This window comes from Rhodococcus yananensis, from assembly GCF_020515525.1.
In the GTDB taxonomy this organism is placed as follows: domain Bacteria; phylum Actinomycetota; class Actinomycetes; order Mycobacteriales; family Mycobacteriaceae; genus Rhodococcus; species Rhodococcus yananensis.
In genome coordinates, this window is record NZ_JAIYEP010000010.1 from 64,947 (window position 1) to 86,878 (window position 21,932).

The 21,932-nt window shown below is 68.3% G+C and carries 21 protein-coding genes and 5 tRNA genes; 13 read left to right on the plus strand and 13 right to left on the minus strand.

The features are described 5' to 3' along the window. Positions 1-1,248, minus strand: a complete 1,248-nt coding sequence (locus LDQ05_RS04375) for a cytochrome P450 (RefSeq protein WP_226435666.1) — start codon at positions 1,246-1,248, stop codon at positions 1-3. Between the two features lie 84 nt (positions 1,249-1,332). Between LDQ05_RS04375 and LDQ05_RS04380 the strand changes: the two genes are divergently transcribed. From LDQ05_RS04380 to LDQ05_RS04405, 6 genes are all read left to right on the plus strand, one after another. Beyond that, positions 1,333-1,944, plus strand: coding sequence for a TetR/AcrR family transcriptional regulator (locus LDQ05_RS04380; protein ID WP_226435667.1), 612 nt, complete (start codon positions 1,333-1,335; stop codon positions 1,942-1,944). A gap of 269 nt (positions 1,945-2,213) precedes the next feature. Then, positions 2,214-3,680, plus strand: a complete 1,467-nt coding sequence (locus tag LDQ05_RS04385; RefSeq protein ID WP_226435668.1) for an aldehyde dehydrogenase — start codon at positions 2,214-2,216, stop codon at positions 3,678-3,680. A 50-nt stretch (positions 3,681-3,730) separates the two neighbouring features. Beyond that, a complete protein-coding gene (locus LDQ05_RS04390) occupies positions 3,731-4,480 on the plus strand; it encodes an SDR family oxidoreductase (protein WP_226435669.1) in 750 nt (249 codons plus the stop codon). Continuing rightward, entirely contained in the window at positions 4,477-5,370 is an 894-nt protein-coding gene (locus LDQ05_RS04395) for an NAD(P)-dependent oxidoreductase (RefSeq protein WP_226435670.1), read from the plus strand. The genes LDQ05_RS04390 and LDQ05_RS04395 overlap by 4 nt, the downstream gene beginning before the upstream one ends. Further along, positions 5,367-5,735 carry a carboxymuconolactone decarboxylase family protein gene (locus tag LDQ05_RS04400; RefSeq protein WP_226435671.1) on the plus strand — a complete coding sequence of 123 codons (369 nt, stop codon included), beginning with the start codon at positions 5,367-5,369 and terminating at the stop codon, positions 5,733-5,735. Before LDQ05_RS04395 ends, LDQ05_RS04400 begins: the two co-directional genes overlap by 4 nt. Before the next feature lie 92 nt (positions 5,736-5,827). Then, positions 5,828-6,490 carry a class I SAM-dependent methyltransferase gene (locus tag LDQ05_RS04405; RefSeq protein ID WP_226435672.1) on the plus strand — a complete coding sequence of 221 codons (663 nt, stop codon included), beginning with the start codon at positions 5,828-5,830 and terminating at the stop codon, positions 6,488-6,490. Between the two features lie 4 nt (positions 6,491-6,494). On the opposite strand, the gene LDQ05_RS04410 is transcribed toward LDQ05_RS04405, so the two are convergent. The 8 genes from LDQ05_RS04410 to LDQ05_RS04445 form a co-directional block, all read right to left on the minus strand. After that, positions 6,495-7,589, minus strand: coding sequence for a glucosidase family protein (locus tag LDQ05_RS04410; protein ID WP_372461035.1), 1,095 nt, complete (start codon positions 7,587-7,589; stop codon positions 6,495-6,497). 1 nt (position 7,590) lies between these two features. Further along, entirely contained in the window at positions 7,591-8,319 is a 729-nt protein-coding gene (locus LDQ05_RS04415; protein WP_226435673.1) for a class I SAM-dependent methyltransferase, read from the minus strand. Beyond that, complete coding sequence (locus LDQ05_RS04420; RefSeq protein WP_226435674.1) at positions 8,319-9,551, minus strand: glycosyltransferase family 4 protein; 1,233 nt, start codon at positions 9,549-9,551, stop codon at positions 8,319-8,321. Before LDQ05_RS04420 ends, LDQ05_RS04415 begins: the two co-directional genes overlap by 1 nt. 238 nt (positions 9,552-9,789) lie before the next feature. Further along, positions 9,790-9,863 (minus strand) — tRNA-Asp (locus LDQ05_RS04425). 89 nt (positions 9,864-9,952) lie between these two features. Beyond that, positions 9,953-10,029: transfer RNA gene (locus tag LDQ05_RS04430), tRNA-Phe, on the minus strand. Positions 10,030-10,067: 38 nt separating this feature from the next. Beyond that, positions 10,068-10,141: transfer RNA gene (locus LDQ05_RS04435), tRNA-Asp, on the minus strand. 55 nt (positions 10,142-10,196) lie between these two features. Beyond that, positions 10,197-10,269: transfer RNA gene (locus LDQ05_RS04440), tRNA-Glu, on the minus strand. A gap of 112 nt (positions 10,270-10,381) precedes the next feature. Further along, positions 10,382-11,035 carry a TetR family transcriptional regulator gene (locus LDQ05_RS04445; RefSeq protein WP_226435675.1) on the minus strand — a complete coding sequence of 218 codons (654 nt, stop codon included), beginning with the start codon at positions 11,033-11,035 and terminating at the stop codon, positions 10,382-10,384. A gap of 260 nt (positions 11,036-11,295) precedes the next feature. Between LDQ05_RS04445 and LDQ05_RS04450 the strand changes: the two genes are divergently transcribed. Then, positions 11,296-11,371 (plus strand) — tRNA-Lys (locus LDQ05_RS04450). 73 nt (positions 11,372-11,444) lie between these two features. Here the strand turns inward: LDQ05_RS04450 and LDQ05_RS04455 are convergent. Continuing rightward, a complete protein-coding gene (locus LDQ05_RS04455; protein ID WP_226435676.1) occupies positions 11,445-12,038 on the minus strand; it encodes a hypothetical protein in 594 nt (197 codons plus the stop codon). A gap of 153 nt (positions 12,039-12,191) precedes the next feature. Between LDQ05_RS04455 and LDQ05_RS04460 the strand changes: the two genes are divergently transcribed. The 6 genes from LDQ05_RS04460 (at position 12,192) to phoU (ending at position 18,973) form a co-directional block, all read left to right on the plus strand. Further along, a complete protein-coding gene (locus tag LDQ05_RS04460; protein WP_226435677.1) occupies positions 12,192-12,650 on the plus strand; it encodes a hypothetical protein in 459 nt (152 codons plus the stop codon). A gap of 134 nt (positions 12,651-12,784) precedes the next feature. Continuing rightward, complete coding sequence (locus tag LDQ05_RS04465) at positions 12,785-13,369, plus strand: DUF937 domain-containing protein (RefSeq protein WP_226435678.1); 585 nt, start codon at positions 12,785-12,787, stop codon at positions 13,367-13,369. A 250-nt stretch (positions 13,370-13,619) separates the two neighbouring features. Next, a complete protein-coding gene (locus LDQ05_RS04470) occupies positions 13,620-14,573 on the plus strand; it encodes an acyl-ACP desaturase (protein WP_226435679.1) in 954 nt (317 codons plus the stop codon). A 163-nt stretch (positions 14,574-14,736) separates the two neighbouring features. Further along, the gene (gene dusB / locus LDQ05_RS04475; RefSeq protein ID WP_226435680.1) at positions 14,737-15,879 is read left to right on the plus strand and encodes a tRNA dihydrouridine synthase DusB; all 1,143 of its coding nucleotides are present in this window, start codon (positions 14,737-14,739) and stop codon (positions 15,877-15,879) included. A gap of 174 nt (positions 15,880-16,053) precedes the next feature. Next, on the plus strand, positions 16,054-18,180 hold the full coding sequence (locus tag LDQ05_RS04480; protein WP_226435681.1) for an LCP family protein: 2,127 nt from the start codon (positions 16,054-16,056) through the stop codon (positions 18,178-18,180). Between the two features lie 88 nt (positions 18,181-18,268). Continuing rightward, on the plus strand, positions 18,269-18,973 hold the full coding sequence (gene phoU / locus LDQ05_RS04485; protein WP_226435682.1) for a phosphate signaling complex protein PhoU: 705 nt from the start codon (positions 18,269-18,271) through the stop codon (positions 18,971-18,973). A 122-nt stretch (positions 18,974-19,095) separates the two neighbouring features. Here the strand turns inward: phoU and pstB are convergent, their stop codons facing one another. From pstB to pstC, 3 genes are read right to left on the minus strand one after another with little or no spacing between them, the layout of a single operon-like run. Next, a complete protein-coding gene (gene pstB / locus LDQ05_RS04490; protein ID WP_226435683.1) occupies positions 19,096-19,872 on the minus strand; it encodes a phosphate ABC transporter ATP-binding protein PstB in 777 nt (258 codons plus the stop codon). Between the two features lie 49 nt (positions 19,873-19,921). After that, on the minus strand, positions 19,922-20,824 hold the full coding sequence (gene pstA, locus LDQ05_RS04495; protein ID WP_226435684.1) for a phosphate ABC transporter permease PstA: 903 nt from the start codon (positions 20,822-20,824) through the stop codon (positions 19,922-19,924). A gap of 3 nt (positions 20,825-20,827) precedes the next feature. Then, on the minus strand, positions 20,828-21,886 hold the full coding sequence (pstC, locus tag LDQ05_RS04500; protein WP_226435685.1) for a phosphate ABC transporter permease subunit PstC: 1,059 nt from the start codon (positions 21,884-21,886) through the stop codon (positions 20,828-20,830). Positions 21,887-21,932 lie beyond the last annotated feature (46 nt).

The following is a 21,932-nucleotide window of genomic DNA, read 5'->3' on the forward strand; positions in this document are numbered from 1 at the left end:
CTACAGCAACCGTGGCCCGGCAATGGTCGCCACCGGGCGGACCCGGACGGGCATGGACTTGACGCCGCTGACGAAGTTCGAGCGCAGCCGGCGCGGTTCGCCGGCCGCCTCCACGACGTCGAGTCGCGCGGCGAGCGTCTCGAACATCACCCGCAACTCGAGCCGCGCCAGATGCGCACCCAGACAGAAGTGCACCCCGGTACCACCGAACGCGACATGCGGGTTGTGTTCGCGGGTGATGTCGAATCGGTGGGGGTCCTCGAACACCTCCGCGTCGCGGTTCGCCGCCGGGTAGTAGACGACCACCTTGTCCCCCCTCTCGACGGTCTGCTCACCGATGGCCGCCGGGCACGTCGGCGTGCGACGGAACCCGATCACGGGACTGACCCAACGGAGGATCTCCTCGACCGCACCCGACACCAGTTCGGGCCGTTCCTTGAGCAGACGCCACTGGTCCGGATTGTCGATGAACGCCTGCATCCCGCCCGAGATCGCGTTGCGGGTGGTCTCGTTGCCCGCGATGACGAGCAGGACGAAGAACATGTCGAACTCGATCTCGGTGAGCACATCGCCGTTCTCGTCGGGGCACACCAGTTTCGAGACGATGTCGTCGCGGGGGTCGACGCGGCGCCGCGCGGCGATCTCGTTGGCGTACAGGAAGACCTCCGCGGCGGCCAACTCACCGTCCTGTTGGGTACTGCCGTACTCCGGGTCGTCCCAGCCGATCATCCGATTCGACCAGTCGTACAGTTTCCCGACGTCCTCGGCGGGTGCTCCGAGCAGCTCCGCGATGACCTCGAGCGGCAACGGCGCCGCGACGATCGGTACGAGATCGACGACCGCGCCGCCCCGGCCGGCCTCGATCAGATCACCGACCACCCGCTCGCAGATCGTGCGGATGTGCCCCTCGAGCCGTTTGACGACCCGCGGCGTGAACCCGCGACTGACGAGTTGTCGCAGGCGGGTGTGGTCGGGTGGGTCGAGGTTGATGAGCATCGCGGCCTGTTTGAGCCGGGTCTCCTCGTCGAACTCGTCGATCTGGGTGGTGCCCAGCGCCGACGAGAAGGTGCCGCTGTCGCGGGAGACACCGACGACGTCGGCGTGCCGCGTGATCGCCCAGTAGCCGGGACCGTCGTCCTCGTGCTGCCAGTACACGGGGCAGCGTCCCCGGAGGTCGTCGAAGACGTCGTGCGGCACCGCGCGCGCGTAGAGGTCGGGGTTCTTCAGATCGATGTGGGGGGTCGTCATGGTTCCTCGCGATCGAAGTGCGAATGGAATTCGTTAACAAACTACTACCATTCGTTTGAAATGGAAGCCCCCTAGAATCGATTCATGACACGCGACCACGCACGCCCCGTCCGGCGACGCACCCTCACCCGCGACAAGGTGATCGAGGCAGCCCTCGAGGTGGTCGACGAATCGGGTTGGGACGCCCTCGCCATGAGCACGCTGTCGAACCGACTCGGCATCGTCGCCGCCTCCCTCTACAACCACGTGCGTGGCCTCGACGACGTGCGCGCGGCCGTGCAGGTACGCGCGATGACCGAGTTGGGACACCGCCTGCGCGAGGTGGCGATGGGACGCAGTGGTCGCGACGGACTGCGGGCGCTCATCGACGCGCATCGCGATTGGGCGACCACGCATCCTCGTCGGTACGAGGCCCTCACGAGCGCACCCGTGGATCGCGACGCGCTACTGGTGGCCGCGCTCGACGCGAACGTCGCACTGCGGACGATGCTCGTGTCCTGTGGCGTCGCCGAGCAGCACTCCCTGGAGTCCGCCATCGGGATGTTCTCGGCACTGCACGGATTCGCAATCCTCGAGAGCAGCGGGTTCCTCGGCACCGAACTCGACCTCGACCGGATCTACGAGACGGTCGTGGCGGGCGTGATGTCCCCGCTTCCCGCCGATGCGGCCCGCACCGGCCACGGCGGCGAGCAGTAACCGACAAAGGCGCTTCCGGACGGGGATCTGCGCCCGCACGACCGGCCGCCTCGCGCACCGGGTCGCGGGACGCAGCTTTCCCGCGTGTCCGTCGAGCATTCCCGCGGCGTGCGCCGCGGTCGCGACAGGCGAGGGGTCGACGACGTCGACTCTCGGCACCCGAGCGTCGAATCGTCTTCGTCCACAACCACCCCCGATGCGACCATTGCATCGAGGTGCCGCACCGAACTATAGTCCAGACACCTGTCCAGAATTCGAGGGAACGTCACATGACATTGCGCCCGACCGACAGTTCGACACTCCTGATCGACGGCAAACTCGTCCCCGGTGGCGGAGGAACGTTCGACATCCTCGACCCCAGCACCGGCGCGGTCCTCGGCCACGCCGCCGACGGCACCGCGGCCGATCTCGACACCGCCATCGACGCCGCGCGCCGCGCGTTCGACGAGACCGACTGGTGCCGCGACCACGGCTTCCGCGCCCACTGTCTGCGCCAACTGCGCGACGCCCTCCGCGGGCACATCGAGGAACTCCGGGAGATCACCATCGCCGAGGTCGGAGCGCCCCGCTTCCTCACCGCCGGCGCGCATCTCGAGGGTCCCGTCGACGATCTGCTGTGGTTCGCCGACCTCGCCGAGACCTACTCGTGGACGCAGGATCTCGGTAACGCCTCACCGATGGGTATCCCCACCCACCGGTACCTGCTCAAGGAAGCCGTCGGTGTCGTCGGTGCCATCACCCCGTGGAACTTCCCCCACCAGATCAACTTCGCGAAGATCGGGCCCGCCCTCGCCGCCGGCAACACCGTGGTGCTCAAGCCGGCACCCGACACCCCGTGGTGCGCAGCGCTCGTCGCGAGGATCGCCGCGGAGGAGACCGACCTCCCACCCGGCGTGTTCAACGTCGTCACCTCGAGCGACCACCGCATCGGCGCGCTGCTCGCCGAGGATCCGCGCGTCGACCTGATCTCGTTCACCGGTTCCACCGCGACCGGAAAGTCGGTGATGCGCGCCGCCGCCGACAATCTCAAGAAGGTCTTCCTCGAGCTCGGCGGCAAATCCGCCTTCCTCGTTCTCGACGACGCCGACCTGCGCGGTGCGTGCAGCATGGCCGCGTTCACGGTGTGCACCCACGCGGGGCAGGGCTGCGCCATCACCACCCGACTCGTGGTCCCCCGCGAACGCTACGACGAGGCGGTCGCCCTGACCGCCGACACGATGCGCGGCATCCGGCCCGGCAACCCGGACGACGCCGGTACCGTGTGCGGGCCACTGATCTCCGAACGGCAACGCGAACGCGTCGAGGGCTACATCCGATCGGCCGTCGAGGAGGGCGGCACGGTCGTCGTCGGCGGTGGACGTCCCGCCGAACACGACCGCGGTTTCTTCATCGAGCCCACACTCATCGCCGGGCTGGACAACTCCGCGCGCGCCGCCCGCGAGGAGATCTTCGGTCCCGTCCTCGTGGTCATTCCACACGACGGCGACGCCGACGCCGTCCGCATCGCCAACGATTCCCCGTACGGGCTGTCGGGCGCGGTGTACGGCACCGACCCGGACCGCATCGCCCGGGTCGTCGCCGGGGTACGCACCGGAACACTCGGCGTCAACGGCGGCATCTGGTACGCCGCCGACGCCCCGTTCGGCGGCTACAAGCAGTCCGGTATCGGCCGCGAGATGGGTGTGGCCGGATTCGAGGAGTACCTCGAGACCAAGCTCGTGGCCGAACCGGCCTGATCCCCACGCACCGACAGATCCGGGACCACCCTTCCGAAAGGACCAGGAACATGGCCAGATTCACCGACCGCACCGCGATCGTCACCGGTGCGGCACAGGGTATCGGCGAAGCGTACGCCCGCGCGCTCGCCGCCGAAGGCGCGAACGTCGTCGTCGCCGACATCGACACCACCCTCGGCGGGCAGGTCGCCAAACAGATCGTCGCCGACGGTGGCAGCGCCGTCTTCGTTCCCGTCGACGTCGCCGACCCCGAATCCGCGCAGGCCCTCGCGGAGAAGACCGTCGAGGTGTACGGCGGGATCGACCACGTCGTCAACAACGCCGCGATCTACGGCGGGATGAAACTCGACCTGCTGCTGACCGTGCCGTGGGACTACTACAAGAAGTTCATGAGCGTCAATCTCGACGGCGCCCTCAACGTCACCCGCGCGGTGTGGCCGCACATGATGGCGAAGGGCGGCTCCATCGTCAACCAGTCGTCGACCGCGGCCTGGCTGTACTCCGGCTTCTACGGCCTCGCGAAGGTCGGCATCAACGGGCTGACCCAGCAGTTGGCGGTGGAACTGGGCGGCAACGACATCCGGATCAACGCCATCGCCCCGGGCCCCATCGACACCGAGGCCACCCGGTCGACGACACCCGCGAACATGGTCGCCGACATGGTCGGCAAGCTCCCGCTCCGGCGGATGGGCACCCCGGGCGATCTCGTCGGGATGTGCCTGTTCCTCCTCTCGGACGAGGCGGGCTGGGTGACCGGCCAGATCTTCAACGTCGACGGCGGCCAGGTGATCCGGTCATGAGCGACTCACCGCGGATCGGGTACATCGGCCTCGGCAACATGGGTGCGCCGATGGCGAGACGACTGCTCGACCATCCGGGCGGCCTGACGGTTCTCGACACCCGGCCGGACGCCGTCGCACCGTTCGTCGACGCCGGCGCCGACGCCGCATCCGGTCCCGCCGCACTCGCGACGGTGTGCGACATCGTGTGCGTCACCGTCCTCGACGACGACCAGGTGCGGGACGTGGTGACCGGCCCGAACGGACTGCTGTCCACGGCGCGGCCGGGCACCGTGATCGCCGTGCACTCGACGATCTCGGACACGACGGCCGTGGACCTCGCCGCACGGTGCGCCGCTCACGGCGTGGAGTTCGTCGACGCACCGGTCAGCGGTGGCGCCGCCGGCGCGGACAAGGCTGCTCTCGCCGTGATGGTCGGCGCGTCCGAGTCCGCGTTCGAGACGATCCGGGAGCCGTTCGGGGCGTTCGCGGCGCTGGTCGTGCACGCCGGCCCGGTCGGGGCGGGGACCCGCATGAAGCTGGCTCGCAACCTGCTGCACTTCGTGTCGTTCACCGCCGCCACCGAGGCGCAGCGCCTCGCGGAGGCGGCCGGACTCGACATCGCGGCGCTGGGCAAGGTGGTCCGGCACACCGACGCGATCACCGGAGGTGCGGGATCGATCATGTGGCGCGACACCACCGCACCTCTCACCCCCGAGGATTCGTGGTTCCCGATCTTCTCGCACGTGCGGGCGCTCGGCGAGAAGGACCTGTCGCTCGCACTCGGCCTCGGTGACCGTCTCGACGTCGATCTGCCGCTCGCGTCCCGCGCTCTCGCCGGGCTCGGACCGGGCCTCGGTGTCGGCACCGGCGACACCGCCCGCACCCACACGAAGGAGGACCCGTCGTGACCGACGACCAGCGCCGCCGCGGACTCGAGATGATGTCGAAGGTCTACGGCTGGGAGTTCCGGGACGGGCCGGGCGACCATTTCGCCGTCACCGCCGACCACCTGTTCGCCGAGATCTGGTCGCGGCCCGGTCTGAGCATCCGTGATCGCCGGTTGCTGCTGCTCGGTGCGCTCACCGCGCAGGGACTGACGGACGTCGCCGAGATCCAGATCGGTGCGGCCTTCGACAACGGCGAGGTGGACGAGGCCCAGTTGCGCGAGATCGCGCTGTTCCTGTGCCACTACGTGGGGTGGCCGCTGGGCACCAAGTTCGACACGGCCGTCGGCAAGGTCATGCACTCGCGGCGTCCCGCAGCACACCCCTGACACCGGAACGCGGTGGCGCAGTGGTTCCCTCGCTCCGGACCGCTGGGTAGGCTGGCGACCGGAATCGAACCACGCGAACGGAGAGACCCCGGATGACGCGCACCACCCTGCCCCGCGAGGCCGTCGAACTCGCCGAGGCCACACCGGGTTTCATGCCCGACGACGAGGGTACCGCCCTGCACGACGCCGCCGTCGCCTACCTGGACGGCGGCGTCGGCGTCGAAATCGGAACCTATTGCGGACGTTCCACCATCTACCTGGGCGCCGCAGCGAAGGCGACCGACAGCACGATCGTGACGGTCGACCATCATCACGGATCCGAAGAGCACCAGCCGGGCTGGGAATATCACGACACCTCGCTCGTCGACCCGCACACCGGACGCCTCGACACGGTCGGCAGACTCCGTCACACCCTCGCCGACGCCGATCTCGAATCCCACGTCGTCGCGATCGTCGGCAGCTCACCGCAGGTCGCGGCGTTCTGGCAGACCACCGCGTCGTTCGTGTTCATCGACGGTGGGCACAGCAGCGCCGCCGCGCAGGCGGACTACGAGGGGTGGGCACGGTGGGTACGGATCGGCGGCGCACTGATCATCCACGACGTCTTCCCCGATCCCGCCGACGGCGGACGGCCGCCGTACGAGATATACTGCCGCGCACTGGAAAGCGGAGAGTTCACCGATAGGTCCGTGACGGGTTCGCTGCGTGTCCTCGAACGCACCGCCGGTGTCGTGGGCGTACTGCCCGGTTCCTGATCCGCTAGACGAACACCGGGCAGCCCTCGGCGCAGCCGTCCGCGCCGACCCGGTCGGCCGGCACCACCGCGTCGCGGAACACCCCGTTCCCACCGGTGGTGCGCGACAGGGCGTCCGCGGCGAGCACCACCGCCGCGGACGTCCACGAACTCACCTCCACCGGCCAACGCTTCCCGTCCGCGTAGACGAGCCCCGTCCAGTACGAGCCGTCCGGATCGCGCAGGTGCTGCATCGCCGCGAACAGGTCACGCGCCCGCCGATCGTCACCGATCGCATCGAGCGCCAGCACCAGCTCACAGGTCTCGGCTCCCGTCACCCACGGCTTGTGGTCCACGCACCGGATCCCGAGCCCGTCCACGACGAAATCGTCCCAGCGCGACTCGATCCTGCGACGGGCGTCGCCGCCGCGCAGTGCACCGCCGAGCACCGGGTAGTACCAGTCCATCGAGTACTCGTCCTTCGGAGTGAACAACTCGGGATGCCGCCGCAGCGCATGCCCCAGCCGGTACAGCGCTATCTCCCAGTGCGGCTGCGCATCACCGACGACCCCGGCGAGACGGATCCCGCACACGAGACTGTGATGGATACTCGCGCAGCCCGTCACGAGAGCCTCGTCGACCCGTCCACCGCGCCCCGACGCCCACGCGATCTGCCCACCCGACAGTTGCATGTCGACGACCCGGTCGAGCGCGCGACGCACCGTCGGCCACATCCGGCCGGCGAACCGCTCGTCGCCCGTGACGAGGTGATGGTGCCACACCCCGACCGCGATGTACGCCGTGAAATTGCTGTCCGTATCGTCGTTCTCGATCTCGTCGCGCCGGAACTTCGCCGGCCACGATCCGTCGGGACGTTGGGTGGTGCGCGACCACTCGAACGCGGCCTCCGCCTCGTCGCGCAACCCGGTGACGGTCAGCGCCATCGCCGATTCGAGATGATCCCACGGGTCGGTGTGCCCGCCCGGGAACCAGGGGATGGCACCCGACGGCTCCTGCATCCGCGCGATCGCCAGACCGGTGGCCAGACATTCGTCGCGGGACAGGATCCCCGGCACCTCGGGGGTCGGCGCGCACGCCGACCCCCGCTCGACTCGGTTCACGTCACCGGACCGCACCGGATTCCGGCTTCTCGAGGTAGAAGACGACGCTCTTGCCGAGGACCGGATCGAGCAGCGACTCGGCGGTGCGGGTGAGCCACGGCGCGTCCATCAGATCCCACACCAGCATCCGGTGGTACGCCTTCACGAGCGGATTGTCGTCGTTGTCGACACCCACCGCGCACTTGAGCCACCAGTACGGCGAGTGCAGCGCGTGCGCGTGGTCGGTGCCGCGCACGACGAGACCCGCGCGCGTGAGTTTCGCGGCGAGTTCGTCCGCCTTGTAGATGCGCACGTGCCCACCCTCGACCTCGTGGTACGCGTCCGACAACGCCCAGCACACCTTCTCGGGGAGCCACCGCGGAACCGTCACCGCCGCAACGCCGCCGGGCCTGAGCACCCGGACCAGTTCCGCGATGGCCCGCTCGTCCTCCGGAACATGCTCGAGCACTTCGGAGATCAGTACCACATCGAAGGTCGCATCGTCGTACGGCAGGGCGAGAGCGTCGCCCACCTCGGCGCGGGCGAGCGCGCCCTCCGGTGCCTCCCCTTCGAGTTCCATCGCGACGAACATGTCGGCGACGGCCTTCATGTCGTCGGCGCTGCGATCGAACGCGACCACATCGGCGCCGCGTCGATACAACTCGAACGAGTGCCGGCCGGCGCCCGCACCGATGTCGATCGCGCGGCATCCGGGCCGCACCCCCAAGCGGTCGAAGTCGACGGTGAGCATCAGTCGGTCCCTCCTGCGTGCGCGGCGATCGCCGCTTCGTAGACACGTGCGGTCCGGGCCGCCACCGCGGCCCAGCTGTACTTCTCCTCCACCCGCGCGCGGGCGCGCGCCCCCAGTTCGGTGCGGCGACCCGCGTCGTCGAACAGATCCGCCAGCGCCGCCGCCAACTGCTGCGCGTCACCGGGCGGTACCAACACGCCGGCGTCGCCCACCACCTCCGGGATGGCGCCGGCACGGCTGGCGACGAGCGGTGTGCCGCACGACATCGCCTCGACGGCCGGCAGCGAGAACCCCTCGTACAGCGACGGCACCGCCGCGATGTCCGCGGACGCGAGCAACGCGGCGAGTTCGGCGTCGTCGATACCCGACACGGTGCGCACGACGTCACCGATCGCGAGCTCGTCGATGAGCCGCTCGGTGGCGCCGCCCGGTGCGAGCTTCGACACGAGGACCAGTTCGACGTCGCGTTCGGTGCGGAGCTTCGCGACGGCCTCGAGGAGCACCGGAACGCCTTTGAGCGGGGCGTCGGCGCTGGCGACACACACGATGCGCCCGGCGACGCGGGGTTCGGTGGGCGGCGCGAACAGCTCGGTGTCCACGCCCAGCGGAATGGTGTGGATACGTCGCGGGTCGACACCGAACGCGGCACGGATGTCGTCGGCGGAATTGTCGGAGACCGTCAGCAGCGTGCGGATACGTCGGGCGACCCGCTTCTGCATGCCGAGGAAGCCGTACCAGCGACGCAGTGTGAGCCGGCGCTGCCAGGTCGTCGCGGACGCCAGGTCGAGGTCGCGGTCGCGGGTGATCGGATGGTGGATGGTCGCCACGAGCGGCAGATCCTCGGCGATGCGTAGCAGCCCGCCGCCGAGGGACTGGTTGTCGTGGACGACGTCGAAGTCGCCGATCCGGTTGCGCAACAGGCGCGCGGCACGCAGCCCGAAGGTTCGGGGCTCGGGGAATCCGGCGGTCCACATGGTCGCGACCTCGAGGACGTCGATCAGGTCCCGGAGCTCACCCCGGCTCGGGGTGCGGAAGGGATCGTCGTCTCGGTACAGGTCCAGGCTCGGGACCTTCGTCAGCGTGACCCCGGCGTCGAGATCCGGGTAGGGCTGACCGGAGAACACCTCGACGGTGTGGCCCTGGGCGGCGAGCTCGCGGCTGAGGTGGCGGACGTACACGCCCTGACCCCCGCAGTGCGGCTTGCTCCGATACGACAACAGGGCGATTCGCACAAAGTCACCTCGGGATCGTTCGGACAAATGTCCATCGGTTGTGTCGCGCCCACACTAGAACATGTTCAATACTCGGCGGTAGCGGGATCGCCGACGTCACAGTGCAATCGTCTCCGGTTCGGCCGAACCGGGGCCACCGGGCCGCCCGGCGACGGGGAATCGTCGCGGCCACAGACGACCTCGGACACAGAAGACGAGGCCCGGTGTCGAAGAATCGACACCGGGCCTCGTCGTGGAGCGACCCTGACGGGACTCGAACCCGCGACCTCCGCCGTGACAGGGCGGCGCGCTAACCAACTGCGCCACAGGGCCATGTGTGAACCCGGAGGCTCTCACACGAGAACCCACCGCAATCGGTGGGTTCGTGATGTGAAGTTGTGGATGATCCCGAAGGAGCATCGTGGTGGCCAGGGCCGGGATCGAACCGGCGACCTTCCGCTTTTCAGGCGGACGCTCGTACCAACTGAGCTACCTGGCCGGACGGCACCCGAACCGAATGCCGATCGCATACTTCTGCGACCCTGACGGGACTCGAACCCGCGACCTCCGCCGTGACAGGGCGGCGCGCTAACCAACTGCGCCACAGGGCCTTGCTATTCACTTCTCTGCCAAGGGTACTGCACACCCCGGTCGATGACCGAAGCGTACCCCCTACGGGATTCGAACCCGCGCTACCGCCTTGAAAGGGCGGCGTCCTAGGCCGCTAGACGAAGGGGGCCCGACCGGATTCCTCCGACCCGCACCCTCAACGGGCTTGGCGTTCCGTTGGGAGCTTGCACAGCTTATGACACGGCGTTAACGATACACAAATCAGCAGGTCACAGCAGTTTTCACGGTAACGCCGAGGTACGCACCCGTGACCATCCGCGACGCCCCCACTCACCGAGCCATTTCTCGGATGCCATCGCCTCGAGCGGCACCTCCAGACACGCCGCGAACCTCGTGCTCACATCCACATCCTCGGCCGTCAGGTCCACCAGGTAACGCTGCCCCGCGAGCGACGACGCCACCGCCTCGACGAATCGCCGCACGTCCACACCGTCCCGGAACAGACCGGCGTCACGGGCCTCGACCGCGAGGGCATACCCGGCCCGACCCCACACGTAACCACCGCGCAACTGCGCTTCCCGCGCGAATTCCGGCTCGGTCACCAACCGGAACTCCGCGGCGATCACCTCGTCGTTGCGCAAGGCATCACCGAGATCCGTGACCAGGCCGTACAGGCGTTCGAACGGATCGAGTTCCGCCGATTTCGCCCATCGATCGACGATCGCGCGATAACGGTCGAGCCCCTCGTCGAGGACAGCGCGGGCCAGGTTCTCCTTGGAGGTGAAATGGAAGTACATCGCGCCTTTGGTGGCGTTCGAGTTCTCCAGGATCGAACTGAGCGACGCAGCCGCGTATCCGCGCTTGGCGAACTCCGCCGCAGCGGATCGCACGATCGCGGAACGTGTCCGCCGCGCACGTTCCTGTTGCCGTGACATATGGGAATGCGAGCCTTCCGAAGTATCCGTTCCCCCGCCCGCCAACTCTAGTCGGTGTCCCGCGTCCGGGGGCGCGCGCGGCGCCACGGCGAGCCGGCATCAGGCCCCTGAGCACCCTCTTCGCGACGATCGAAGAACACACCGAGTGGTATGCTTTTCACCGGCTCGGGTGCCCGGCAGGGGGTGTGCACCCGGGCCGCACCAGGTGACGCCGGGTTGTTGCCACCGTTCGGCACGATGTGATTAAACTGTGCGCCCATGCCCCTATAGCTCAGTTGGTAGAGCTACGGACTTTTAATCCGCAGGTCGTAGGTTCGAGCCCTACTGGGGGCACCAACGAGACCAGGCGATTCGTCGCCTGAGCCCGGAACGTGCACGTTCGGATCGGCTGAAGTGGTCATCACCCTCTTCACCGAACCTCGTCGTCTCCGCCGAGGTCGTCACCCACCGCGTCACCGCCCATCGCGTCGCGTCGTGCGATGTCCGCGCGCGCCGATTCCAGGTCCCGCCCACGCTTGCGGTAGCGCCAGGTCACTGCGAGGAACAGAACGAACACGAGCACCCCGGCGATCACACCGACCAGCGAGGCACCCCGGAACCCGGGCGCGTCGACGTCCATGATCCGTTCGCCCGCGTGAGCGGCGTTGCCTCCGCCGAGCACCACGCTGAGCGTCATGAGGTTGGGGAGCGCGACGACGACCGCGACCACCGCCAGCAGGATCTGCGCACCTCGGCGGTACTTCCACCGGCGGACCTGCCAGACCCATGTCAGCAGGATGAGGGGAACCGCGGTGCAGACGAGCCCGAACAACAGCCCCCACAGGATTCCGCGGGTGAAGCTCTGCGCGGCGAGGGAACCGACGGACTGCGCCCACCACCGGGGAATGAACGCGGCGAGCACGAAGTACGCGACGACGAGCACGAGCAGCGACACGACCACCGCGATCGCTTTCTTGGCCCAGGGCGGCAATCCGGTCCGAACCGGTGTGGTGGACTCCGTCATGGTTCCGAGCGTACGGTCCGGCTGCCGCGCGCGGGGCGCATGTTCCCCACGAAGGTGCCGTTTCACCGCTCCCGCGTTTCCCACCCCCTCCCCGACCCGGGATTGGTTACTGTGTTCGTCGCACACGAACCGGATCGGATACGGGGGAGGCACATGCGCAGCTTCGTCGATCTGGGACTCTTCCTGGCAGCGGTGGCCCTCGGCATCGGTACCGTGCTGCCCGTCGTCGGGGGTGTCCGGCCCACCGAGATTCCGCTGGTCGGTCTGCGCGACGGCTTCCCGCCCGGAGATCTCGGTGCACTCGCCGTACACGACCTCGGTCTGCACGAATCGCTCGCGGTGCCGTTCGCCGCCGCCGCGGCCTTGCTGCTGCTCGCGGCCCTGTTCGACTCGGCGATCACGGGATGGGCGGGCACCGTCCTCGCGCTGTCGGTGTTCGTCGCGTTCGCGGTGCGGGTCACCCAGGTCCACGCCGAGTACGTCGACGACAACCGCAGCACCGTCCTCACCAATCAGAACGGGTTCGTGTTGCTGCTCAGCGGTGTGCTCGTCGCTTTCGTGTGCTGTCTCGTCACGGTGCGACGTCCGGGGGGCGCAGTCGTGCGGGGCTGACCGTCCCGACCGGCAACACCGCGCCACGCCGCGGCGACACCCCCGGCGACCGACGCCGATTCGTCCGGTTCGCTCGCTACGCTCACCCCACCGGCAACCCACAACGGGATGCCCCTCGGTCAGGACAGGTATTCATGGCAAGTCTCGACGAACTGTTCGCGCAGGTTCCGATCGACCAGATCGCACAGCGGCTCGGTGTGGACAACGCGACCGCGCAGACCGCGGTCCGCGCCGCGCTCCCGACGCTCGTCGGGGGCCTGGACGCGAACGCGCAGAACCCGTCGGGTGCAGCGTCGCTGCAGTCCGCGCTCGATTCGCACGCCGCCTCCGGTCTCCTCGACGGCGGCGTGGATGTCGGATCGGTGGACACCACCGATGGCGCGAAGATCGTCTCCAACGTCTTCGGAGCACAGAAGGACCAGGTGATCAGCACCCTCGGATCGGTCAACGGCTCCGGCGGCAACGATCTCATGGCGAAGCTGTTGCCGATCCTCGCGCCCATCGTCCTGTCGTACCTCGCGAAGCAGATCGGCGGCTCGGGGGGATCCGGGCAGGGCGGGCTGGGCGATCTTCTCGGCGGCCTTCTGCAGGGCGCGTCCGGCGGCACGGGTAACGCGGGCGGTGGCCTGGGCGACATCCTCGGCAGTGTCGTCGGCGGCGGTTCCGGTGGTGGCCTCGGCGGTCTGCTCGGCGGGCTCCTCGGCGGCGGGAAGCGCTGACCCCGGACGACGGGATCGGACGGCCACACGACCCCGGATCGATTCCGGGGGTCGTGCGGCCGTGACCGGGACGTTCGGCACGACGGATGACGCCCTAGTACCGTGGCGGTCGGAATTGTGACCGACGACACTGGATGCGCTCGCAACAGGGGTTCCGCCTGCGAGGCATGACAGAAACCGGGAGCCGAAACCTACGGTCCCGTAGGCTCGTCACCGGCACCCGACAACCGATCGACAGGGGTTTGAACGCATGACGCGAGTCCTTACACAGCTGGAGCTACTGCGCGAGCTGGAGCCCGTGGCGGAGGCGAACGTCAACCGGCACCTCTCGATGGCGAAGGACTGGCACCCCCACGACTACGTGCCGTGGGACGAGGGCCGGAACTTCGCCGCGCTCGGCGGCGACGACTGGGATCCGGAGCAGTCGAAGCTCAGCGAGCTCGCCAAGGCCGCGATGATCACCAACCTCCTCACCGAGGACAACCTGCCCTCGTACCACCGGGAGATCGCCGAGAGCTTTTCTCGCGACGGCGCGTGGGGTACCTGGGTGGGGCGCTGGACCGCCGAGGAGAACCGTCACGGCATCGTGATGCGCGACTATCTCGTCGTCACCCGCGGTGTGGACCCCGTCGCACTCGAGAATGCGCGCATGGAGCACATGACCAACGGCTTCGGCTCCCCGAACGAGACCGGGATGCTGCACTCGGTCGCCTACGTTACCTTCCAGGAACTCGCGACCCGCGTCTCCCACCGCAACACCGGTCACGCGTGCAACGACGCCATCGCCGACAAGATGCTCCAGCGGATCGCGGCCGACGAGAACCTGCACATGATCTTCTACCGCAACATCTGCGAGGCCGCGCTCGATCTGTCTCCCGCGCAGACCCTCGCGGCGGTCACCGAGGTCCTGAAGAACTTCCAGATGCCGGGTGCGGGCATGCCCAACTTCCGCCGCAACGGTGTTCTGATGGCCAAGCACGGCATCTACGACCTGCGCCAGCATCTCGACGACGTGGTGATGCCGGTGCTGCGCAAGTGGAAGATCTTCGAACGCGACTACGGCAGCGACGGCGCGCAGACCCTCGACGAGCTCGGCACCTTCCTCGAGGATCTCGAGCGCCAGGCCGTCAAGTTCGAGGAGATGCGCGATCGTTCGCTCGCCCGCGAGGCCGCGAAGCTCGAACGCGCCGAAGCCGCGTCCTGACCCGAGACCGCCCGGGATCCCGTTCGCCGGATTCGGGTGACGTCCCGGCCACGGGCTATCCTGTGCCCGGTACCGCCATCGGTGCCGGGCACGGGCCGTTCCCGCGCCGGTACGGATCCAATCGTCGTATTCTCCCGAACGACAACGTTTCACCGAGGTTCTCATGTCTGCCCTGAAGATCGGTTCGCTCGACCTGCACAGCCCGGTCGTGCTGGCACCGATGGCAGGCGTGACGAACGTCGCGTTCCGCACCCTGTGCCGCGAGCTCGAACTCGAACGCGCCGGCAGCACGTCCGGCCTGTACGTGTGCGAGATGGTCACCGCCCGCGCACTGGTCGAACGTCATCCGGTGACGATGCACATGACGACCTTCGGCCCCACCGAGACACCCCGATCGCTGCAGCTCTACACGGTCGACCCGGACAACACGTACGCGGCGGCGAAGATGATCGTCGACGAGGATCTCGCCGACCACATCGACATGAATTTCGGCTGCCCGGTGCCGAAGGTCACCCGCAAGGGCGGTGGATCCGCGCTCCCCTACAAGCGCCGTCTCTTCGGGCAGATCGTCGCGGCCGCGGTGCGCGCCACGGAGGGAACCGACATCCCGGTCACCGTCAAGTTCCGGATCGGTATCGACGACGAGCACCACACGCATCTCGACGCGGGCCGGATCGCTGCCGCGGAGGGCGCCGCCGCGGTGGCCCTGCACGCCCGCACTGCGGCTCAGCGGTACTCGGGCACCGCGGACTGGGGTGAGATCGCGCGATTGAAGGACCACGTGACCGACGTCCCGGTCCTCGGCAACGGCGACATCTTCGCCGCGGAGGACGCCGAGAAGATGATGGCGCAGACCGGCTGCGACGGTGTCGTCGTCGGGCGCGGCTGCCTGGGCCGTCCGTGGCTGTTCGCCGAACTCAGCGATGCGCTCGCCGGCCGGGACGTCCCCGTACCGCCGACACTCGGGGAAGTCACCGTCATCATGCGCCGCCACGCCGCTCTCCTGGCCGACCACCACGGCGAGGACAGGGGTATGCGCGAGATCCGCAAACACATCGCCTGGTACCTGCGTGGTTTCCCGGCGGGATCCGATGTGCGCAACGGTCTCGCCCGGGTGTCGTCGCTGGCCGAACTCGACGACCTGCTCGGTCTCCTCGACCCGGACGTCCCGTTCCCCGCCGACGCCGAGGGCCCGCGCGGTCGGCAGGGCTCACCCAGCGCGGTGGCGCTGCCGGAGGGGTGGCTCGACGACCCCGAGGACACCGCCGTTCCCGTCGGCGCCGACATCATGCATTCGGGCGGCTGACCGGGTCGTTTCCCCCGCCAGATCGCCCGTGCCGCGACGACACTCCGGCGGAGGAACCGACAGTCAGTATCATTGCGAGGTCTTCGTTGCGGAGGCCCCGGAGAACGGGGCGCCACCCGCACACGAGGGATACTCACGAGCGCGACGGGTGTCGTGGAGAGGCGGTAGTGGTCGGTGGATCAGGAGCACGATTCGGGGCTGCCCGACAGTCGCGCTCCGTGGGAACGCCCACTTGCCGACAGCACCTACCGTGAGACACAGTCCGGACGCATCCGCCGCGACGGCCGATCGTCCGACGCCGGCCGCGGCGAGGCGGCGACCGGCCGCCGGAACGATTCCGGACGCATCCGCCGCGGCGAGTCCGGAGCCAATCCCGAGCAACTGACCGTCGCGGAACTGATGAACAAGGTCGGCCGGGGCAAGGCTGCGGGCGCGCCCCCCTCCTCACGCACGTCCGGCCGGGCGCAACCACCGCCGACACCACCGGACGGTGACGAACCCGCGCAGCAGCAGGCCCCTCCCGACGCCCGGTCTCCGCTGCCACCGCAACCCCCGCGGGCGCATCCTCCCCGCGCGGTTTCCGCGACCGAGGACGACGCTCCCACCGAGATCATCTCGGCCGTCGGCGACGAACCCCCGTCCAGTTCGTCGGGTACCGGTGCGTCCGGCACCGATCTGCCCGACCCCGGTTCACCGACGGATCCGCCGCAGGCCGAACCGCACGCGGTCGGCGCCGCCGGGGTGAGCCGACTCGCGCTCGGGAAGCAACGTCGACGACGCAAGATGCGCCTCGCCGCGCGCAGTGCCGTCGCGGTCGTCTCCACCCTCGCGTTCGTCGTCACGGGCGGTGCGTGGACGTACGTCCGGTCGACCGAGGCGGGGTTCTCCCAGATCGCGGCGCTGGACACGGAGTCCGCCGACATCGTCGATCCCGGCGGGCAGACCGGCGACGAGACCTTCCTCATCGTCGGGACCGACAGCCGCGCGGGCGCGAGCGGGCAGGTCGGTGCCGGCACCGTCGAGGATGCGGAGGGGGCGCGCGCCGACGTCGTCATCCTCGTGAACATCCCCGCCGACCGCAGCCGCGTCGTGGCGGTGTCCTTTCCCCGCGATCTCGACGTCGAGAGACCGGTGTGCCTGGGTTGGGACAGCACGACCGGCGACTATTCGTCGGAGATCTACCCGGCGGCCGACGGCGACAAACTCAATGCCACCTATGCCCTCGGCGGGCCGAAATGCCTCGTCAAGGTCATCCAGAGGATGTCGGGGCTGAAGATCGGCCACTTCGTGGGAATCGATTTCGCGGGGTTCGAATCGATGGTCGACGAGATCGGTGGTGTGGAGGTGTGCACGCCGACACCGCTGGTCGACGGGGAACTCGGCACGATCATCGAGACGGCGGGCACCCACGTGCTGCACGGCGGTCAGGCGTTGAACTACGTGCGGGCACGCAAGGTCCAGGCGGAGGGCAACGGCGACTACGGCCGGATCGCACGCCAACAGAAGTTCCTGTCGTCTCTGCTGCGGTCGGCGTTGTCGAACAAGGTGCTGTTCGATCCGGGCAAGCTGAACGGCTTCATCGGTGCGTTCACCCGGGCGACGTTCGTCGAGAACGTCAACACGGAGTCCCTGGTCAATCTCGGGAGGTCGTTGCAGAACGTCGATGCGGGTGCGGTCACCTTCATGACCATCCCGACCGCGGGAACCAACGATTGGGGCAACGAGATCCCCCGGCTCGACGACATCGACGCGATCTTCACCGCGATCATCGACGATCTGCCGCTGCCGGGTGAGAAGCGTGACGAGCCCGCACCGCCCGCGACGGACGACGGCGCGGCGGCTCCCGCACCCACCGACCCGGTCACGTCACAGGTTTCCCTGGTGGCCGCCGACCCGTGGTCGGTGTCGGTGCAGGTGTCGAACGCGTCGGGTGTGTCGGGGCTGGCCGCGAACACGGCGGAGCATGTCGCCGCCTACGGGTTCTCGGTCGAGGACGTGGGGAACTACTCCGGCACCAGCACCCAGAGCGTCGTCCGGTTCTCCCCCGGACTCGAGGCGGAGGCCACCACCGTGGCGTCGATGTTCCCGGGCACGGTCCTGCAGCGGCTACCCGATTCGTCGCATCTCGGCGACACGATCGAGATCGTGCTGGGCGAGGACTTCGACGGGACGGTCGCCTATCCGACACCCACCGGGACCGTCCTCGAACCGGTGGCGATCGAGGAGGCCACCGACGCGGAGGCCGTGCAACTGCCCGCCGATCTGGCGATCACCAACGCCGGCGACGACCTGTGCAGGTGACGACACACCGCCGGTCCGGTCCACCGTTCATGCGGCATTCATCGAAATATCGAGAATCCGACTCCTTCGCATCGTAAGCTGTGGCATTATGCGCGTCGCTTACAACGAACAGATGGACGAACTCGGTGATCTCCTCGGCGAGATGGCCGGGCTCGCCGGCCTGGCGATGGAACGTGCCACCCAGGCTCTGCTGCACGCAGATCTCGGTCTCGCCGAAACGGTGATCGACGAACACGACAAGATCAGTGAGCTCGGGGCGGTGTGCGAGGAGAAGGCGTTCGCCCTGCTGGCTCTGCAGGGGCCGGTCGCCGGTGATCTCCGCGCGGTCGTCGGCGGCATCCAGATCGTCGCCGACGTCGACCGGATGGGGGCCCTCGCCCTGCACATCGCGAAGGCCACCCGACGTCGACATCCCAGTCATGTGCTTCCCGACGAGGTCAGCGGCTACTTCGCGGAGATGGGCCGGATCGCGGTGTTGCTCGGTGCGGCGACCCGGGAGATCCTGGAGACCCGGGATCCGGAACGCGCCGCGCGCCTCCACGAGGAGGACGAGGCGATGGACGACCTGCACCGGCACCTGTTCACGGTGCTCATGGACCGGGACTGGCAGTACGGTGTGGCCGCGGCGGTCGACGTCACGCTGCTCGGCCGCTTCTACGAACGGTTCGCCGACCATGCCGTCGAGGTGGGTCGCCGCGTGGTCTTCCTCGTCACCGGCGTGTTGCCGTCGTCCGAGGACTTCCACGACACGACGTCACGGATGTCGAATCTCACCGTCTACCCCGAGTCCTGAATCCCGCCGGTGGCGGGCACCGCACGGTTCCCGCCACCGCACGACCTGTTCGTCGCCCGCGCACAGCGAACCCCGGCCGGATACTCCGACCGGGGTTCTTCCGTGCGGCGGTGCGGTACGTCTCAGCCGAACCGACCCGAGATGTAGTCCTCGGTGGCCTTCTGGGTGGGGTTGGAGAAGATCTTCTCGGTGTCGTCGATCTCGACGAGCCTGCCGGGCTTTCCGGTGGCCTCGAGATTGAAGAACGCCGTCTGGTCGCTGACACGCGCGGCCTGCTGCATGTTGTGCGTGACGATCACGATCGTGAACTCCTGCTTGAGTTCGGTGATCAGATCTTCGATGGCGAGTGTGGAGATCGGGTCGAGTGCGGAGCACGGCTCGTCCATGAGCAGCACGTCGGGCTGCACCGCGATGGCGCGGGCGATGCACAGGCGCTGCTGCTGACCGCCGGAGAGGCCACCGCCCGGCTTGTCGAGCCGATCCTTGACCTCGTTCCACAGGTTCGCGCCCCGCAGCGACGTCTCGGCGATCTCGTCGAGCTTCTTGCGGTCGCGGGCACCCTGCAGTTTCAGGCCGGCGACGACGTTGTCGCGGATCGACATGGTGGGAAACGGGTTGGGCCGCTGGAACACCATCCCGATGGTCTTGCGCACACCCACCGGGTCGATCGCGGGGTCGTAGATGTCCTCGCCGTCGAGCAACACCGAGCCTTCGACACGGGCACCGGGTGTCACCTCGTGCATGCGGTTGAGCGACCGCAGCACCGTCGACTTGCCGCAGCCCGACGGGCCGATGAACGCGGTGACGTTGCGCGGCGGGACGGAGAGCGTCACGTCGGCCACCGCGTGGAACTTCCCGTAGAAGATGTTGACGTCCTTGAGGTCCAGACGCTTGGCCATTGGAGCTCCCTCACTGGTGTATCGAGTCGAAAGAATACGCGGACGCGGTCTACTTGACCTGCGAGAAGCGTCCGATGAGTTTGGCGGCGATGTTGAGGATCGCGATGATGAGGATCAGGGTGAGTGCGGCACCCCAGATCCGCATCGAGCCCGCCTCGGTGGGGTTGTTCATCTCGGCGACCATCAGGCCGGGCAGGCTGCCCATCTCGCCACCGAACAGGTTGAAGTTGATGAACGGCGCGTAGCCGACGAGGATCAGCAGCGGCGCGGTCTCACCCATGACGCGGGCGAGGGCGAGCATGATGCCGGTGATGATGCCGGCGAGCGACGTCGGCAGCACGATGCGCACGATGGTCTTCCATTTCGGGACACCGAGCGCGTACGACGCTTCGCGCAGGTCCTGCGGCACGATCCGCAGCATCTCCTCGGTGCTGCGCACGACCACGGGAATCATCAGCAGCACGAGGGCCAGCGACACGGCGAACGCCGACTTCGGGAACCCGAAGGTCGCGACCCACAGCGCGTAGATGAACAGGGCCGCGACGATCGACGGCACGCCGCTGAGGATGTCGACCATGAACGTGGTGATCTTGCCGAGCCGCGATTTCCCGGCGTATTCGACGAGATAGACGGCGACGAACACGCCGAGGGGGATCGAGATGACGGCACACACGAGGCCCTGCAGGAGGGTACCGACGATCGCGTGGTAGACGCCGCCGCCCATCGCGGAGGCCGTCAACCCGGACAGCGAGTGGGTGAACCACGTCGACGACAGCAGCGCGGGCAGACCCTTCGCGACGACCGTGACGAGCACCCACGCGAGCGGCACGAGCGCCACGAGCACGGACAGGGTGACCAGGACGGTGGCCACGATGTCCTTCGCGCGGCGGGCACCGCTGACGCGTTGGAAGGTGGGCGCCTTGACCGGGGACCGGAGGGTGGTCGTCGACATGGGTCAGTCCTTCTTTCCGGCGACGATCATGCGGGCCGCGGCGTTGACCACGAACGTGAGCACGAAGAGCACCAGACCCGCAGCGATGTAGGCGCCGGCCTGGATGTTGTTGTTGAACTCGGCGTATCCGAGCGCGATCTTGGAGGCGATGGTGGCGCCGCCGTCGAACAGCGACCACGAGAACGCCTCGGACGTGGTGCGGAGGATCAGGTAGAGCGCCATCGTCTCGCCGAGTGCGCGGCCGAGGCCGAGCATCGATCCGCTGATGTACCCGGACTTGCCGAACGGGATCACCGTCGTGCGCACGACCTCCCATCGGGTGGCGCCGAGCGCGAGGGCCGCTTCGATCTGCGCCACCGGGGTCTGCACGAAGACCTCACGGCTGACCGCGGCGATCGTCGGCAGGATCATGACGGCGAGCACGATTCCCGCGGTGAAGATGGTGCCGCCACCGGCGATGGAACTGTTGCCGGTCGCGAACAGCGGGATCCAGCTCAGGTTCTCGTTGAGCCACACGGCGACGGGCCGCAGGAAGGGGGCGAGGATCAGCATGCCCCAGAGGCCGTACACGATGGAGGGCACCGCGGCGAGCAGATCGATGATGTACCCGAGGCTCTGTTTGATCCGCGCCGGGCAGTACGAGGTGAGGAAGATCGCGATGCCGAGGGCGACGGGCATCGCGAGGACCAGCGCGAACAGCGACACCAGGACGGTGACCTGGAACAGGTCGAGGACACCGAACGCCATGTTGGTGATGTCCTCGGTCACCCATTCGCGGCTGGTGAGGAAGTTGACGGTGTTGCGCTGGAGTGCCGGCACGGCGCGCCACACGAGGAACACACCGATCGCGCCGATGATCAGGGAGATCAGGATCGCGGATCCGGAGGCCAGCGAGCTGAAGATCCGGTCGCCGGGGCGGACGACCGCCTTCTTCGGCGACGGGTCGGGTGTCGAGGAAGTGATCGTGGCCTCCGGGTTACTGCTGGGGGTGCCGCCCGTTCCCGACCCTGCCGGGTCTGCATCGGGGGTGCGAGTGGCCGAGGTCGTCGGCGCGTCACTCATACGAGCTCGCATTCTCTCGGAACATGGATACAGGAACGGGCGGCCG

Bases quoted from the DNA above. Each gene is read 5' to 3' on its own strand.
- LDQ05_RS04375 (WP_226435666.1), bottom strand. From the start codon at position 1,248: ATGACGACCCCCCACATCGATCTGAAGAACCCCGACCTCTACGCGCGC.
- LDQ05_RS04380 (WP_226435667.1), top strand. From the start codon at position 1,333: ATGACACGCGACCACGCACGCCCCGTCCGGCGACGCACCCTCACCCGC.
- LDQ05_RS04385 (WP_226435668.1), top strand. From the start codon at position 2,214: ATGACATTGCGCCCGACCGACAGTTCGACACTCCTGATCGACGGCAAA.
- LDQ05_RS04390 (WP_226435669.1), top strand. From the start codon at position 3,731: ATGGCCAGATTCACCGACCGCACCGCGATCGTCACCGGTGCGGCACAG.
- LDQ05_RS04395 (WP_226435670.1), top strand. From the start codon at position 4,477: ATGAGCGACTCACCGCGGATCGGGTACATCGGCCTCGGCAACATGGGT.
- LDQ05_RS04405 (WP_226435672.1), top strand. From the start codon at position 5,828: ATGACGCGCACCACCCTGCCCCGCGAGGCCGTCGAACTCGCCGAGGCC.
- LDQ05_RS04415 (WP_226435673.1), bottom strand. From the start codon at position 8,319: ATGCTCACCGTCGACTTCGACCGCTTGGGGGTGCGGCCCGGATGCCGC.
- LDQ05_RS04445 (WP_226435675.1), bottom strand. From the start codon at position 11,035: ATGTCACGGCAACAGGAACGTGCGCGGCGGACACGTTCCGCGATCGTG.
- LDQ05_RS04455 (WP_226435676.1), bottom strand. From the start codon at position 12,038: ATGACGGAGTCCACCACACCGGTTCGGACCGGATTGCCGCCCTGGGCC.
- LDQ05_RS04460 (WP_226435677.1), top strand. From the start codon at position 12,192: ATGCGCAGCTTCGTCGATCTGGGACTCTTCCTGGCAGCGGTGGCCCTC.
- LDQ05_RS04465 (WP_226435678.1), top strand. From the start codon at position 12,785: ATGGCAAGTCTCGACGAACTGTTCGCGCAGGTTCCGATCGACCAGATC.
- LDQ05_RS04470 (WP_226435679.1), top strand. From the start codon at position 13,620: ATGACGCGAGTCCTTACACAGCTGGAGCTACTGCGCGAGCTGGAGCCC.
- dusB (WP_226435680.1), top strand. From the start codon at position 14,737: ATGTCTGCCCTGAAGATCGGTTCGCTCGACCTGCACAGCCCGGTCGTG.
- phoU (WP_226435682.1), top strand. From the start codon at position 18,269: ATGCGCGTCGCTTACAACGAACAGATGGACGAACTCGGTGATCTCCTC.
- pstB (WP_226435683.1), bottom strand. From the start codon at position 19,872: ATGGCCAAGCGTCTGGACCTCAAGGACGTCAACATCTTCTACGGGAAG.
- pstA (WP_226435684.1), bottom strand. From the start codon at position 20,824: ATGTCGACGACCACCCTCCGGTCCCCGGTCAAGGCGCCCACCTTCCAA.
- pstC (WP_226435685.1), bottom strand. From the start codon at position 21,886: ATGAGTGACGCGCCGACGACCTCGGCCACTCGCACCCCCGATGCAGAC.